The sequence below is a fragment of the Caballeronia sp. GACF4 genome (assembly GCF_023631025.1).
Taxonomy (GTDB): Bacteria; Pseudomonadota; Gammaproteobacteria; order Burkholderiales; family Burkholderiaceae; genus Caballeronia.
Window position 1 is genome coordinate 39687 of the sequence record NZ_JALQDW010000041.1, and the last position, 15289, is coordinate 54975.

At 62.7% G+C, this 15289-nt stretch carries 15 protein-coding genes; 7 read left to right on the forward strand and 8 right to left on the reverse strand.

Features of this window, described 5'->3' with window-relative positions:
• Nucleotides 1–11: 11 nt before the first annotated feature.
• Genes NCR40_RS29670 through NCR40_RS29690 form a run of 5 tightly spaced genes read left to right on the forward strand, consistent with a single transcriptional unit; the run spans nt 12 to nt 5319 of the window.
• Nucleotides 12–1121, forward strand: coding sequence for a sugar ABC transporter substrate-binding protein (locus tag NCR40_RS29670; protein ID WP_244830568.1), 1110 nt, complete (start codon nt 12–14; stop codon nt 1119–1121).
• Nucleotides 1122–1179: 58 nt separating this feature from the next.
• The gene (locus NCR40_RS29675) at nt 1180–2697 is read left to right on the forward strand and encodes a sugar ABC transporter ATP-binding protein (protein WP_250511622.1); all 1518 of its coding nucleotides are present in this window, start codon (nt 1180–1182) and stop codon (nt 2695–2697) included.
• A 16-nt stretch (nt 2698–2713) separates the two neighbouring features.
• The gene (locus NCR40_RS29680) at nt 2714–3712 is read left to right on the forward strand and encodes an ABC transporter permease (protein ID WP_244830564.1); all 999 of its coding nucleotides are present in this window, start codon (nt 2714–2716) and stop codon (nt 3710–3712) included.
• Between the two features lie 49 nt (nt 3713–3761).
• On the forward strand, nt 3762–4523 hold the full coding sequence (locus tag NCR40_RS29685) for an SDR family NAD(P)-dependent oxidoreductase (RefSeq protein ID WP_244830562.1): 762 nt from the start codon (nt 3762–3764) through the stop codon (nt 4521–4523).
• 22 nt (nt 4524–4545) lie between these two features.
• On the forward strand, nt 4546–5319 hold the full coding sequence (locus NCR40_RS29690; RefSeq protein ID WP_250511623.1) for an SDR family NAD(P)-dependent oxidoreductase: 774 nt from the start codon (nt 4546–4548) through the stop codon (nt 5317–5319).
• 75 nt (nt 5320–5394) lie between these two features.
• Here NCR40_RS29690 and NCR40_RS29695 read toward each other — a convergent pair whose 3' ends face one another.
• The 7 genes from NCR40_RS29695 to NCR40_RS29725 are packed head-to-tail and all read right to left on the reverse strand — an operon-like array spanning nt 5395 to nt 11110.
• Nucleotides 5395–5820 carry an acyl-CoA thioesterase gene (locus NCR40_RS29695; RefSeq protein WP_250511624.1) on the reverse strand — a complete coding sequence of 142 codons (426 nt, stop codon included), beginning with the start codon at nt 5818–5820 and terminating at the stop codon, nt 5395–5397.
• A gap of 38 nt (nt 5821–5858) precedes the next feature.
• A complete protein-coding gene (locus tag NCR40_RS29700) occupies nt 5859–6137 on the reverse strand; it encodes a hypothetical protein (protein WP_250469713.1) in 279 nt (92 codons plus the stop codon).
• A complete protein-coding gene (locus tag NCR40_RS29705; RefSeq protein ID WP_250511625.1) occupies nt 6124–7104 on the reverse strand; it encodes a Gfo/Idh/MocA family protein in 981 nt (326 codons plus the stop codon). The genes NCR40_RS29700 and NCR40_RS29705 overlap by 14 nt, the downstream gene beginning before the upstream one ends.
• A gap of 18 nt (nt 7105–7122) precedes the next feature.
• Nucleotides 7123–7974, reverse strand: a complete 852-nt coding sequence (locus NCR40_RS29710) for a sugar phosphate isomerase/epimerase family protein (protein ID WP_250511626.1) — start codon at nt 7972–7974, stop codon at nt 7123–7125.
• A gap of 37 nt (nt 7975–8011) precedes the next feature.
• Complete coding sequence (locus tag NCR40_RS29715; RefSeq protein ID WP_250511627.1) at nt 8012–9181, reverse strand: dihydrodipicolinate synthase family protein; 1170 nt, start codon at nt 9179–9181, stop codon at nt 8012–8014.
• Between the two features lie 7 nt (nt 9182–9188).
• On the reverse strand, nt 9189–9968 hold the full coding sequence (locus NCR40_RS29720) for a 3-ketoacyl-ACP reductase (RefSeq protein ID WP_250511628.1): 780 nt from the start codon (nt 9966–9968) through the stop codon (nt 9189–9191).
• Nucleotides 9965–11110: an acyl-CoA dehydrogenase family protein gene (locus NCR40_RS29725; RefSeq protein WP_244830549.1), complete on the reverse strand. Its 1146-nt coding sequence runs from the start codon at nt 11108–11110 to the stop codon at nt 9965–9967. Before NCR40_RS29725 ends, NCR40_RS29720 begins: the two co-directional genes overlap by 4 nt.
• A gap of 202 nt (nt 11111–11312) precedes the next feature.
• Between NCR40_RS29725 and NCR40_RS29730 the strand changes: the two genes are divergently transcribed.
• Nucleotides 11313–12845 (forward strand): acyl CoA:acetate/3-ketoacid CoA transferase, encoded by a 1533-nt coding sequence (locus NCR40_RS29730; RefSeq protein ID WP_502801048.1) that lies wholly within the window; start codon nt 11313–11315, stop codon nt 12843–12845.
• A 40-nt stretch (nt 12846–12885) separates the two neighbouring features.
• On the opposite strand, the gene NCR40_RS29735 is transcribed toward NCR40_RS29730, so the two are convergent.
• A complete protein-coding gene (locus NCR40_RS29735; RefSeq protein WP_250511630.1) occupies nt 12886–13569 on the reverse strand; it encodes a TetR/AcrR family transcriptional regulator in 684 nt (227 codons plus the stop codon).
• 193 nt (nt 13570–13762) lie between these two features.
• Here NCR40_RS29735 and NCR40_RS29740 point away from each other — a divergent pair, with 193 nt between their 5' ends.
• Nucleotides 13763–15271, forward strand: a complete 1509-nt coding sequence (locus NCR40_RS29740; RefSeq protein ID WP_250511631.1) for an aldehyde dehydrogenase family protein — start codon at nt 13763–13765, stop codon at nt 15269–15271.
• Nucleotides 15272–15289 lie beyond the last annotated feature (18 nt).

Genomic DNA, 15289 nt, shown 5'->3' on the forward strand with positions numbered 1-15289 from the left:
AGGAGACAAACATGGAAGACAGCAACAGCCAGGAACCGGAGTTCTCGCGCCGCCGTCTGCTCGGCATGGCGGCCGCCGTCGGCGGTACGCAGTTCGCCCAGATGCTGTTCGGGGCGACGAGCGCCCACGCGCAAACGCCGGCATCGTCGCCGCAAGGCGGCAAGCCGCTGAAGATCGCGGTGGTGGCGCAGCAGATGTCCGCGCAATCCGACCAGCGCTCGTGGAACGGCCTGCAGCAGTGGCTCAAGAAGTCGGGTCTCGACAAGACCTGGCAGATCAAGCAGACCGATGCAAAGGGCGATCCGGGTCAGCTCGTGAGCCAGATCGAGGATGCGATCACCGCGAAGTCCGATGCCATTCTCGTGCTGTACGGCACGTTGACCGCGGCGAAGAGCGCGCTCGATCACCTCACGGCATCGAAGATTCCGTTCTTCAGTCTCGACTCGGGATGGCAGGCGCCCGCCATTGCGGACATCACCAGCAACAACTACGCAATGAGCGCGCAGACCTCGCAGTTCATGATCGATACGTTATTGGCCCAGGGCAAGACCAAGGCCAACATGTGCGCGATCATTGCCAACTTTCACCACGGCACGCGCAAGCGCGGCAAGGTGATGAAGACGGCCCTCACGGAAAACGAATGGATTTCGCTCAAGAACGAACGCGTGATCCAGTACTCCGGTTTCTACGAGGCGACGCAGAACACCGTCAACGACTGGCTCACGACCTACGGCAAGGATCTCGATGTGATCTGGTGCCCGTGGGACGAACCGGCCATGGCGGCGGCAGAAGTCGTCATGTCGCGCGGCATGCAGGACAAGATCATGGTGATCGGCCACGACGGGCATCCCACGGCACTCGACCGCATGCGCAAGCCGAACTATCCGTTGATCTGCACGACGGCGCAGGCCTTCGAAGTCTGGGGCGCCTACACCGGCTGGCTCATCAACGAGATCGTGGCGAAGGGTGGCGACGCGAAGAAGCTCGTGCCGGTTCCAACCGTTGAATTCCCCGCGCCTCTCTTGGTGCGCGGCGTGAATATCCCCGGGCCGAACGAGCCGACCTATAACGCGAAAGATCTGTACTACATCTATCGCGACCGCGCCGTGGCCGGCATGTGATGGGCGGCGGGACGGCCGCGCGTATCCACGCCGGCCCGCCGTGTCAGGAGACAGACACATGAATGACATTCTGGCGAAGGGAACCCCTCGCCTGAGCGCCCGTGGCGTGGAAAAGAGCTTCCACGGCAATCCGGCGCTGCGCGGCGTCGATCTCGACTTGTGGGGCGGCGAAATGCTCGCGCTCGTCGGCGCGAACGGCGCGGGCAAATCCACGCTGGTCAAGATCATTTGCGGCGCGCAGCAAGCCGATGCAGGCACGCTCTCTATCGACGGCAAGCCGGTCTCGATGAAGAGCGTCGGCGACGCGCTCGCCTCGGGCATCGCGGTGGCGCATCAGCAGATCGCGGTCATCTCGACGCTGACCGCCGCCGAGAACATCATGCTCGGACGCGAACCGTTGAGCGGCGGCCTGATCCGCTCGCGCGCCTTGCGAGTCGAAGCGAGCCGCTTCGCGCAGCGCTTTGGCATCGATATCGATCTCGACCGGGAATGCGGCGATCTCACGCTCGGCGAGAACAAGATTCTCGACATCCTGAAGGCGCTGGTGAGCGAGCCCGCCATTCTGATTCTCGATGAACCGACCGCCTCGCTCACGCTCAACGAAAGCCGCAAGCTCTTCAGCTTTCTGCGCGATCTCAAGTCGCACGGCTTGTCGATTCTTTTCATCTCGCATCACCTGAACGAGATTTTCGAGCAGTGCGATCGCGTGGCCGTGCTCAAGGACGGCGCAAAAGTGCACGATGGCGTCGTCGCCGAAACGACGCTGCAGGAAGTGGTGCATCTGATGGTCGGACGCAGGATCGAGGATCAGAACTGGTCGTCTTCCGCGTCTCGCGACACTGTCACGACGCGCATTCAAGACGCGCGCATCGGCAATCTCGATGTGCCCGATCTCGTCGTGCATGCGGGCGAGATCGTCGGCATTGCAGGCGTGATGGGCGGCGGGCAGACCGGCGTGCTGGAAGCGCTCGCGGGATCGATGAGCGCGAAGGTCACGGGCGAATGCATCGTCAATGGCAAACGCGGATTGCCGCGCGATGTCGCCGATGCGATCGGCCGTGGCGTGTATCTGGTCGCCGATGAGCGCTTGCGCAAGGCGCTCTTTCCGGGATTGACCGTCGAAGAGAATCTGATGACCGGCACGCTCGAACAAACGAGCCGCGGCGGCTTCATGCAGCACACGCTCATGCGCGGGCTCGCGCACGACACCGTGAAGCAACTGGGTATCAAGTGCAGCGGCATCGGGCAGGACGTGCTTCAGCTATCCGGCGGCAATCAGCAGAAAGTCGCGTTCGGCCGCTGGCTGATTCGCATGGGCCGAAGTCACGCGGCGAAGCAGCCGCTGCTGCTGCTCGACAATCCGACCGAGGGCGTGGATGTCGGCAGCAAGGCGGAAATCTATGCGCTGATTCACGAACTGGTCAAGGCGGGCGCGAGCGTGCTGATTGCGAGCGCCGAGTTCGAGGAAATGCTCAAGCTATGCGACCGCATTTACTGCATCGCCGATGGCGTGGTGGGCGAATGTCTCGACCGCACCGAATTTTCCGAAGCAAGACTCTTGCTCGAGGTGAACTGAAATGAAAGGACAGACCTTGGCCGCCAAAAGATCCGAAGACCCCGCCGCTCACGCGCCACGCAGCTTCGACTTCAGTCATCTCGCGAGCCGCTGGGGCACGGTCGCGGCGGCGGTGATCATTTTCATCGCGTTCGCGCTCGGCACCGACCGCTTCGTGTCGATCGACAACATCAGCAATGTGCTCGTGCAGATCTCCGTGCTGATGGTCATCTCGTCGGGGCTGACCGTGGCAGTGGCAAGCGGCGAATTCGACTTGTCTATCGGTCAGGCAGCGAGTCTCGCGGGCGTACTCGTCGCCGGCATGCTCGTGCTGGCGCACTTGCCAGTGCCGCTTGCCATTGCGGTGGCAATCGTTTCGGGCGTCGTGATCGGGCTCGTCAACGGCCTGCTCGTGACCATGCTGCGCATTCCCTCGCTGATCGCGACGCTCGCGATGGGACCCATCGCGCTCGGTGTCAATTACGCGTACACGGGCGGCGATTCGATCTATGCGCAGATGCCCGACAGCTTCTACGCCATTGCCAAGGGCACGGTGTTCGGCGTGATCCCGATGCCTATCGTCATTGCGCTCGTTACCGTGTTCGTCTTTTACGTGCTGCTCAATCGAACGCGGCTCGGGCGCAGCGTCATCGCGACGGGCGCGAACATTCAGGCGGCGCGTCTGTCGGGCATCAAGGTGAACCGCGCGCGTGTCACGGCGCTCGTGCTGTCGGCGGCGGGCGCGGCGCTCGGCGGCGTGATGCTGACCGCACGACTCGGCACGGGTCAATCCGGTGCGGGCGATGCTTACCTCATGGACAGCCTCACCGCCGTGTTCCTCGGCATGACCGCATTCAAGCCGGGACGCGCGACCATTCAGGGCACGTTGGTCGGCGTCGTCATCATCGGCATGCTGGATAACGGCCTGAATCTGATCGGCGCGCCGTTCTATTTGCAGAACATCGTGCGCGGCATCGTGATGATCGCGGCTGTCGGGCTGGCGGTCTTACGCGGCGAGATTCGCTTCTTCCGCTAATCGCCTCACGTGCACGAATACCTCACGAAACAAGGAGTCGGACATCATCATGAGCAAAGCATCGAATGGACGGGTGGCGCTGGTGACGGGCGCGAGCAGGGGCATTGGCCGGGCGCTGGCGTTGGGACTAGCCGACGATGGCTTCGATGTCGTCGTCAACGATATCGAACGGCAGCGCGATGCGCTCGAAGGCGTGGCAAAAGAGATTCGCGGCAAGTCGCGGCGCGCGTTCGCGCTCTATGCCGATGTCAGCGACAAACAGCAGGTAACGGACATGATCGCGGCGGCCATCGCTCAGGCGGGTCAGGTCGACGCCGTCGTCAATAACGCGGGCATTCTGATCGCACGGTCGGTGGATGAACTCGCCGAGCACGAATGGGACGCGGTGCTCGATGTCAACGCGAAAGGCACGTTCCTCGTGACGCAAGCCTTGTTGCCGCACATGAAGGCGCGCGGGTACGGACGCATCGTGAATATCGCGTCGATTGGCGGCAAGCATGGCGCGCCGCTGCAAGCGCATTACTCGGCATCGAAGGCGGCGGTCATGGGCTTCACACGCGTGCTCGCGCAGGAGATAGGCCCGTTCGGCATCACGGCCAACGCGGTGTGTCCGGGCATTATCGTGACGGACATGGGGCGCACGAATCTCGAGGACCCTGCAATCGCGAAGCAGTGGGTCGACAAGACCGCGCTCGCGCGGCTCGGACAACCCGAAGACGTGGCCGGGCCGGTGTGCTTCTTTGCCTCCGATGCCTCCGCTTTCGTGACCGGACAATCGCTCAACGTGTGCGGCGGGATCGTGCTGAGTTGACTCGTTTCTCAAGGCAGATTCCATGTATCTCGACAAATTCAGACTCGATGGCAAGCACGCGGTCGTAACGGGCGCGGCACGCGGCATCGGCCAGGCGACAGCCGAAGCGCTGGCCGAAGCAGGCGCCGAAGTCGTGCTCACCGATCTCGATCCCGGCGCGCTCGCTGCCGCCGTCGATGCTTTGAACACGAAGGGCTTCGCGGCTCACGGCGTGCCCTTCGACGTGACCGATCCGGCCGCGCCGCAGCGCATTCACGATGACATTGCCGCGCGTATCGGCGCGATCGACATTCTCGTCAACAACGCGGGCATCGCCATCTCAAACGAGCCGGCGGAGACGATGTCGGATGAGGTGTGGAACAAGGTCCTCGACGTGAATCTGAATGGCTTGTTTCGCTGTTGCCGCGCGTTCGGTAGATCGATGCTCGAACGCGGCAGCGGGGCAATCGTGAACGTCGGTTCGATGGCGGGGTTCATCGCGACGCGACCGCAGGAGCAGGCGAACTACAACGCGTCGAAGGCGGCGGTGCATCATCTGACGCGCTCGCTCGCGGTGGAATGGGCATCGCGCGGTGTGCGGGTCAACGCGGTTGCGCCGACGTATATCGATACCGATCTCGTCAGGAAGGTATCGATGGACCCGAACTTGCGACAGTATTGGGTAGGCGGCACACCGATGGGCCGCCTCGGACGCGTGGACGAAATCGCGTCCGTCATTCTGTTCCTTGCCAGCGACGCCGCGAGTTTGATGACTGGGTCCATCGTCGTGGCGGACGGCGGTTATCTTTGCTGGTGAGATGCGGTCGCTGTCTTCAGGTAACGCTCCGGCGCATCAAGCCTTGGCGGATGCGCGCGGCGTGGATTTTCAAGGTCAATCCTGCGCCGCGAACTGCATCATGCGCTGCCTCAAGTCTTCCGGCAGCGCGACCGAAGTCTGATCGTCGAACGAAAACAGCACGACGGTCTGCTCGATTTTCGCGCGCAACTCATCTTCGACCGCAGCTTCAAGACTGAGTTTGATCGAAGTTCTGCCCAGATCGCGGACCTTCAGGGAGCACCGAAGCGTCTGTCCATGCTTGCTCGGCGCGACGAAATCCGCCTGAATATGCACCGTGGGAATGCCGAGTCTTTGCGTGCCGATGAAATACGCGTAATCCACGCCCAGTCCGTCATTGAACCAGTCCTCGAGCACCTCATGGAACAGGACGAAGTATTGCGGATAGAACACGATGCCGGCAGGATCGCAGTGCTGAAACCGCACGAGCTTGTCGCAATGAAAGGTCCTGTCTGTCGTCATGTCGCGGCTCCGGTCGAAAGTAGATGTCGGCGACATCATCACATGAGAGAAAAACTGGAGCTATCCTTGGCAATGCGGATGGCTTCATCGAACGATGCAGCCGTCGCCACGTGCCGATGGTTCACACTCACGAGCCAGCCCTCCGAGGCAAGGCACCAGCGAATCTTTCCGCTGTCCATCAGCGCCGAAAACCAGCGCCACAGGGAAGCGTCGTCCGCATTGGCGCACGCGGCCGCCAGCGCGCGCGTTTCGCGAAGTTGCTGAACGTCGATCATCGACGTCGCTTTCTTGGTCATGGTCGTGCTAGCGGTTGGCATGAGACAGCACCTCGTCGATCACAAGCTGGTTGCCGAGCGAATTTTCGAGCGTGAATGCAAGCGGTTCGCCCGGCCGAAGCACCGCCGCGCCGAAGTTTTCGACCATCGACTGATATTGATCGACATCGCCGAACTCGACGGTCTCCGCTTTGCCCGTTCCATCCAGACGGATATGAACCTTCGCATCGTCGTACACGCCAGGGTTGAACGGCGCATCGAGCGAGAGCCAGCCTTTCGATCCATGAAAGATCATATGCTGGCGGCGCGCGAGTTGAGTGCCGCAGTAAAAGTGTAGATCGAAGCCAGAAAACGTGAGGTCGCAGACCGCGAGCTTGTCGGTGCCATAACGCGGATCGATGGTGATGTCCGCGCCGATCGCAAGCGGCTCGAGACCAGTCGCCATGCGCGTGGTGACGACCGGATAGACGCCGATATCACGCACACCGCCGCCGCCCAATGCGAGATCGTTTTTGAGTGCATGGGGATCGTCGTTGAAATACGTGAAGGAGCCTTCCACGAGCCGCAGTTCGCCAAGCGTCCCGCGCGCGATGCACTCCTGCACGAACGCCCATTGCGGATGGTGCGCCACCATGAACGCCTCGCCACAGACGAGACCCGTCGAATCGCGCAGCGCGATCAACTCCCGAACTTGCGAAGCCGTCATGGCGATGGGCTTTTCGCACAGCACATGCTTGCCGGCGAGAAGCGCTTTTTTGCACCACTCGAAGTGACTCGCCGTTGGCAGCGGAATGTAGATGGCATCGACCTGATCGCTGGCGAGAACTTCGTCGTAACTTGCATATGCGTTTGCGATGTCGTGTCGTGCAGCGAAAGCGGCCGCGCGCTCGCGATCGCGTGCCGCCACGCACACCACGCGGCCATTGGACGACCGCTGAATGGCGGGCACCACGAACTTGTCGGCGATTTTCGCGGCGCCGAGCACGCCCCAACGAACTGTCTCTTGCATGATGATTGTCCCTCGCAGTCAGCACACTGTTTGCAGGCGATCCGCGCAGATGCGCAGCACTTCGTCCGGATCGCGCCGCCACCAGTTTTCTTTCGAGAAAATCTCGACTTCGACGAGTCCGTCATATCCGGCTTGCTCGACGTTACTGCGCACGGCCGCCAGGTCGATGCCGCCATCGCCCATCATGCCGCGATCGAGCAACAGATCGCGTGTCTCGCGCAACCAGTCGCATACATGAAACGCGAGCAGGCGATCGTCTTGTCCCGCCCGCCCGATCGATGCCTGAAGCGCCGGGTCCCACCAACAGTGATAGACATCGACGGCAACGCCGAGAAAGCCGCCATGTCCGGGATCGACCTGAGCGCAGATATCGAGCGCCTGCGCGAGCGTGTTGAGCACGGCGCGATCCGCCGCGTACATCGGATGAAGCGGTTCGAGCGCGAGCGGCACGCCGCACTCGCGCGCCGTATCCAGCAATTCGGCGATGCCTTCGATCACCTGCGCGCGTGCGCCATTCAGATCGCGACTGCCCTCGGGCAAACCACCGACGACCATCACGAAGCAGCGTGCGCCGAGTGTCGCGGCATCGCGCAGGGCTGCCTTGTTCGCTTCGATATTCGCCTTGAATTGCGCGTGATTCGCCGCCGGCACATATGTCGAACGGCAATAGCCCGTGACGCTCAACCCGAGCGCCCTGATCTGCCGCGCGATGTCGGCGACGTTCGCGTTCTCCACCTCGTGACGCCACGGCGCAATGCCGCCAAATCCCGCTGCGGCGATGCGGTCGATCGTGACGCTCAACGCCTCGCGATGGCCAAGCGTCGCCGTGTTGATCGAGCACAGATCGAGTCTTCCCTGCAGGTTTCTCATGTTGATCCCGTGTGATGTCGAAGGCGATCCGCCGCGATTACTCTGCGCAACCGAGCGCTGCCATGACCTTCCGCAGTCGGCCGATGGCGTCGTCGGGATTGCGCAGCAGGCCGGCCTGATCGGCGAGACGAAAGACCTCGGCGAGATAGGCGGGCGGACGCATGCCGTGGTGGCCGCCAAGCATGAAGAAGTGGTCCTGAAAGCCGTTCAGATACGCGAGGAATACGACGCCCGTCTTGTAATACTGCGTCGGCGCACGAAAGATATGGCGTGACAGCGGCACGGTCGGCGCGAGCAGCGTGTGGAATGTATGGAGGTCGTCGTTGGCGAGCGCGGCGAGCGCCTGCGAAGCGGCTGGGGCAATCGCATCGAAGATGCCGAGCAGCGCATGCGAGAAGCCTCGTTCATCGCCCGCAATCAGACTTGGATAATTGAAGTCGTCGCCGGTGTACATCTTCACCTTGGGCGGCAACTGGCGGCGGAAGGAAATTTCCTTGGCGTCGTCGAGCAGGGAAATCTTGATGCCATCGACATGATCGACGCTGTCGCCGATCACATCGAGGCACACTTGCGCCGCGCGCTCATACGACGATTCGCCCCAGTAGCCGGCGAGTTCCGGATCGAACATCTCGCCGAGCCAGTGCAGAATCACGGGCTCGTTACACATAGCGAGCACTTCGCGATAGACGCGCCGATAGTCGTCGGTCGAGCGCGCGACTCGCGCCAGCGCGCGGCTTGCCATGAGGATGACGCGTCCGCCGACGCGCTGCACGGCTTCGAGTTGCTCGGCGTAGGCGCGAATGACCTGATCGCAGTTGGTGATCGAACCGGGCGAGACGTGATCGGTGCCGCAGCCCGATGCGATCGACGCGCCGGGAATATCGCGCGTGCCTTCCACGGTACGCGTGATGAGTTCGAGGGCGCTGTTCCACGTCAGGCCCATGCCGCGTTGCGCGGTGTCCATTGCTTCGGCAATGCCAAGGCCTTGCTTGATGAGGTAGCGCCGATAGTCGAGCGTGCGTTCCCAGTCGATGGCGGGTGGCGCGTTCAGTTCACCCGCGCGCAGCGGATCGGCCACGACATGCGCCGCCGAATACGCGATGCGATTGAACGGCCGCGTGGGCGTACGCACATCGAGCGGTGTGCCTTGCAGACGGTAGCTTTCTATCGTGCCGAGCGAGGTCGGCAGCTTGAGCGTTGAGTTCATATGCGGTTCAGTATTTGTTGACGAGTAAGCCGCCATCGACACGGATGGCCTGTCCGACGCTGTACGGCAAGCCGCCGGTCGCGAGCGAGCGCACGGCCGTCGCCACTTCCCGCGGCGTGCCCCAGCGTTTGATGGCGGTGAGCCCTTGCTCCATTTGCGCGTCGTAGCGCGCGCGGGAAGGCGCTGTCATCTCGGTCTCGATCAGGCCGGGCTGCACTTCGTAGACGGCGATTCCGTGTTCGGCCAGGCGCAGGGAAAACAACGTCGTGGCCATCGACGATCCCGCCTTCGACACGCAATATTCGCCGCGCAAGGGAGACGCTGCGACGGCATTCGACGAGGTGATCGTGATGACGCTCGGATGCGCCGCCATGCTCTTGCGTATGCGAGACAGAAAGTGCCGCGCAAAAGCCTGCGTGAGAAAGAACGTGCCGCGTGTGTTGATGGCCATGCACCGGTCGAAGCTCTCGGGCGTTACATCGAGCAGATCGCCGCGCGACATGACCGACACGCCCGCGTTGTTCACGAGGCAATCTATAGGAGCGTCGAGCCGCGCTTCGATATCGTGCAGCGTGGCGTGATGCGAGGCGATATCCGCCAGATCGGATACGACGGCAATGGCACGCGCGCCGGTCTCTTCGACATCGGCGACGGCTCGATCGAGTTCGTCGGAAGCCACGGCGTCGGTCAGCGCGATATCGAAGCCCGCGCGGCCCAGTTCGACGGCAATCGCATGGCCGATGCCGCGCCGGCTGCCCGTGACGAGCGCAACAGGACGCGCGCTCATAACGATGCTCCGTTCGCAATCAGATCGCGCGCAATGATCGTGCGCTGAATCTGGTTCGTGCCTTCGTAGATCTGCGTGATCTTCGCGTCGCGATAAAGCCGCTCCACTTCGTAGCCGCGAATGTAGCCGCTGCCGCCGAATATCTGCACGGCGTTGGCGCTGTGCTTGACGGCCGTGTCGCCCGCGAAGCACTTGGCCATCGAGCAGGCGATGCTCGCGCGCTCGCCGGACTCGAGGCGCGCGGCGGCATCGTGCACGAGCAGGCGCGCGGCCTGAATGTCCTTCGCCATGTCGGCGAGCATCCACTGAATGCCCTGGAATTCGGCGATATGCGTGCCGAACTGCTTGCGCGTCTGCGCGTATTCGAGCGCCGCTTCGAGACCCGCCTGCGCAATGCCGACCGCGAGCGCGGCGATGCCCACGCGGCCCTTGTCGAGTGCGCTCATCATCATGTGAAAGCCGCGTCCTTCTTGTCCGAGGAGCGCGTCTTCGGCAAGCTTCACGCGGTCGAAATGAAGCTCGCCCACCTGCGATGCGCGCTGTCCCATCTTGTGTTCCTTCGGCCCCTTCGATACGCCCGCCAAGTGGCAATCGACGATAAAGATGCTCATGCCGCGCTTGCCCGCAGCCGGGTCGGTACGCGCGAGCACGAAGGCAAGGTCGGCGACGGGCGCGTTATGAATCCACAGTTTCGCGCCGCTGAGTTCCCAGCCGTCGGCGGTGCGCGTGGCCGTGGTGCGGATGCCGGAAACGTCCGTTCCCGCGTCGGATTCGGTAATGCAGTAGGCCGGACGCAACTCGGCGCGCAGCAAAGACTCCAGGTACTTCGCACGTTGCGCGTCGCTGCCATGCGCGCTCAACAACGTGCCGACGAGTTCGAGCAGGCCGCATTGATCCGCCACCGACGCATAGCCGCGCGACAACTCTTCCATCACGAGCGCGTAAGCCGTGACGTCCATTCCCGCGCCGCCGAACTGCTCCGGCACGGTGATGCCGAAGAGTCCCAGTTCGCCCATCTGCTTGTAGATCTCCGCTGGAAAACGCTCTTCGCGATCCAGTTCCTCGGCCAGCGGCCGGATGACTTCCTGCGCAAACCGCCGCGTCGTGTCGCGAATTTGCTCGTGCGTTTCCGAGAGTCTCATGTTGTCTCCATGCATATCGTCAGATCAGATATTTGCGGCAGGACTTGCGTTGAAGGTTTACCCGCAGCCAGTCGAAATACCGCTTGAATTCAGAGGTTTCGTGTGCCAACATTCGCAGCAAGTAACCATCTGGTGGGTTATTTAAGACCAACGAATGGCCGCTGTCAATGGCTTTTGCGGCTGCTTCCCAAAGGAGCTTTCAGTGAACAAGTGGACGGATGCTGCCGCTGCGGTCGGGCAGATTTTCGATGGCGCGACCATCGCACTCGCGGGTTCCGGCGGCGGGCTGCTCGAAGCCGACGCCGTGCTTGCCCAACTCGAAAAGCGCTTTCTCGAGACGGGACATCCGCGCGATCTGACCATCGTCCACGCGCTCGGCATCGGTGACGCAAAGGGCAGCGGCCTCGGCCGATTTGCGCATGAGGGCATGGTCAAACGCGTGATCGGCGGACACTGGAGCTGGGCGCCCGCCATGCAGAAGCTCGCTCGCGACAACGCCTTCGAGGCATACAGCTTTCCCGCCGGCGCCATCAGCACGTTGCTGCGCGAGATTGGCGCGGGGCGGCCCGGACTCGTCACGCATGTGGGACTGCGCACCTTCGTCGATCCGCGTATCGATGGCGGGAAGATCAACGAGCGCGCAAGCGAAGACCTCGTCGAGCTGATCGAACTCGATGGCCGCGAATTCCTGCGCTACAAGCCGTTCAAGGTGGACTTCGCCATCGTGCGCGGTTCATCGGCGGATGAGAGCGGCAATGTCACGCTGCGCCGCGAACCGGCCGACCTCGATGTCTACGCCGCCGCGCTCGCCGCGCATAACAGCGACGGCCGCGTGATCGTGCAGGTGAAGGAGCGCGCCCCGGAAGGCTACGTGCCGGCGCGGCTCGTGCGCATTCCGGGCATTCTCGTCGACACGCTCGTGGAGACACCGGAGCAAGTGCAATGCGTGGTTTCGGACTACGACTCGGCCTTGAGCGGTGAAGCGCTGTGTACCATCGGCGAAGGCTTCTACGAAGTGCCGACGGGCATTCGCCGCATCATCGCGGCACGCGCGGCGCTCGAACTGCACGAAGGACAATCGGCCAACTTCGGCTTCGGCATTCCGGGCGGCATTCCCGCGCTGCTCGCGGAGCAAGGGCGTCTCGGCACGTTCTGGGGATCGGTCGAGCAGGGCATTCACAACGGCGCGATGCTCGACGGCCCCATGTTCGGCACCGCGCGCAATGCGCACGCCATTCTGTCGAGTGTCGATCAATTCGATTTCTACAGCGGCGGCGGCGTCGATGTCTCCTTTCTCGGCATGGGCGAAATGGATGGCGCAGGCAACATCAACGTGTCGAAGCTCGGGTCGACGGTCGTCGGACCGGGTGGCTTCATCGACATCACGCAAGGCGCACGCAAAATCGTGTTTTGCGGGAGTTTCGAGGCGAAAGGGCTGGATGTCGAGCAGGCGGGAACGCGCTTGAAGATCGTGTCGCCGGGCAGCGTGCCGAAGCTCGTCGAACGCGTGCAGCACATCACGTTCAGCGGCGAGCAGGCATTGCGCAGCGCGCAGGAAGTGCTTTACGTGACCGAGCGGGCGGTGTTCCGGCTGGAAGCCGAAGGCGTGCGGCTGATCGAGGTTGCGGACGGCGTGGATATAGAGCGCGACGTGCTGGCGCGCATGGCGTTTCGTCCGCTCGTCGATGCAGCGTTGCTCGCGCGTATGTCGGCGGCGCAAGAGAAGGTGGCGTGACATGGCAACGCCGCTGCCCAAGATGCTCGCCGTGCCGTTTTCAAGGCCGCACGAGCCTCAGGATGGTGTCGATATTGAAGTCGAGACGGCTCTTGAGTGCCGCCTTGTCCATGAAGTCGATGTCGAAGATCACGCCGCTCGTGAAGCGATTCGTGAGGTAGTAATAGCCGATGGCGGCCATGGTGATATGCAGTTGCCGCGCATCGACGCCACTACGAAACACGCCCGCTTCGACGCCGCGATCGAGGATACGTTGCAGCATCGAAATGAAGCCCTGGTGCAATTCCTTGAAGCGCTGCGACTTCTTGACGTGCCGCGCGCGATGCAGGTTCTCGCTGTTCACGAGCGTCATGAACTCCGGGTTTTTCAGGTAGTAGTTCCAGGTATGCGTGGTGAGCGCGACGATAGCTTCCTCGGGCGAGAGATGGTCGAGGTCGAGCTTGAGTTCGGCGAAGCGGATGTCGGCATACACGTCTTCGAGCACCGCGACGAACAACTCCTCCTTGCTGCCGAAGTAGTGATAGATCATCCGCTTGTTGGCCTTGGCGCGCGTGGCGATGGCTTCCACTCGTGCGCCCGCCATGCCGAGCTTGGCGAACTCTTTTTTCGCGGCATCGAGAATCCGGGCCTTCGTTACTTCGGGGTCCCGCTGTCTGGGTTGACGGGTGGCGACGGCTTCGGCGGACTTGGATGCGCTTCTCGGCGTAGCGGGGGTGAGGGTCATGTGCGTGGTCGAAGGATGAGCGGTCGGGATGCCGGAAGGCACTCGGTATGTCAGCGACTATAAACCAAAAATCGGCTTGTACGGAAGTAACCGGATGGTGCAGAACGGGTTCCGTTGACGTGAGGCAGTGACCTTGTTCTCACGCTTGCAGCGAATGCCGGGCGCACCGCGGAAATGTTGAATGGAGACGGATATGAGTGATTTGAGCGAACTCGCAGCCTCGCTGCATCTTCCCGACGAGCCGCTGCGCACGCCGATGTACATCGACGGAAAAAGTCTTGCGGGCTCATCCGCCGAATGGGTGACGCGCAAGAGTCCGGGGCACGGCGTGGGCGTCACCGCGACGCTGCGTGCGTCATCCGGCGATCTCGATACAGCGGTTGCCGCTGCCCGCCGCGCTTTCGACGATGGCCGCTGGTCGCGCTTATCCGGCGAGCAACGCGCAACGGTCCTTTTGAAAGCCGCGCGCCTGATTCGCGACAACGTCGAGACGCTGGCGTATCTCGAAACGCTCGAAAGCGGCAAGCCTGTCGGCCAGTCGCGCGGCGAAGTCACGGCGGCCGCGGGCATCTGGGAATATGCGGCGGGCCTTGCACGCGTGGTCCATGGCGACTCGCACGACACGCTCGGGGCCGACATGTTCGGGCTGGTCATGCGTCAGCCGGTGGGAGTCGTCGGCATCGTCACGCCGTGGAATTTTCCGTTCTTCATTCTTTCGGAGCGTCTGCCCTTCGCGCTGGCTGCGGGATGCACGGTGGTCGTCAAGCCGTCCGAACTGACATCGACCACGACGCTCAAGCTCGCCGCGTTGCTCACCGAAGCGGGTCTGCCGGACGGCGTGGTCAACGTCGTGACCGGTCTCGGTCCGGTGGTCGGGCAGGCGCTTGCCGAACACATGGAAGTCGACATGATCTCGTTCACCGGTTCGACGCAAGTGGGCCGTTCGGTGCTCGCGGCGGCGGGCGGCAACATGAAGAAGGTCGGGCTTGAGCTCGGCGGCAAGAATCCGCAGATCGTGTTCGCCGATGCCGATCTCGACGACTCCGCCGACGCCATCGCCTTCGGCATCGCGTTCAACGCAGGACAGTGCTGCGTGTCGGGCAGCCGGCTCGTGGTGCATCGCTCGGTCGAAGCGGAGCTCGTCGAACGTATCGGCGCGGTGCTTGCCAAGGTGCGCATGGGCGATCCGCTCGACGCGTCGAATCATGTCGGTGCAATCGTCGAGGCGCGGCAGTTCGACAAGATTCGCGGCTTTATCGATGCAGGCACGCACGACGGCGCGCAACTCGTTTGCGGCGGTAACGCCAGCAGCGATGGCGAGCGCTTCTTCATCCAGCCGACGGTGTTTCGCAACGTACAGCCGGGCAGTTCGCTCGCGCAGGACGAAATCTTCGGGCCGGTTCTTTCAGTGACGCCGTTCGACGGTTTCGAGGAGGCTATCCAACTCGCGAACGGCGTGCCGTACGGTCTCGCGGCGAGCATCTGGACGCGCGACCTGCAAGGCGCGTTCAAGAGTCTGCGCGATGTGCAAGCCGGACGCATCTGGGTCAATTGCACGATTACCGGCGGACCGGAAATGCCCATCGGCGGATTCAAGCAGTCGGGTATCGGCCGCGAGACGGGACGCTACGGCGTCGAGGAATACACGGAGATCAAGTCCGTGCATGTGCAGCTTGGCAATCGGCCGCGCTGGATCGCATAGCGCGAGTGGTTCACGAGA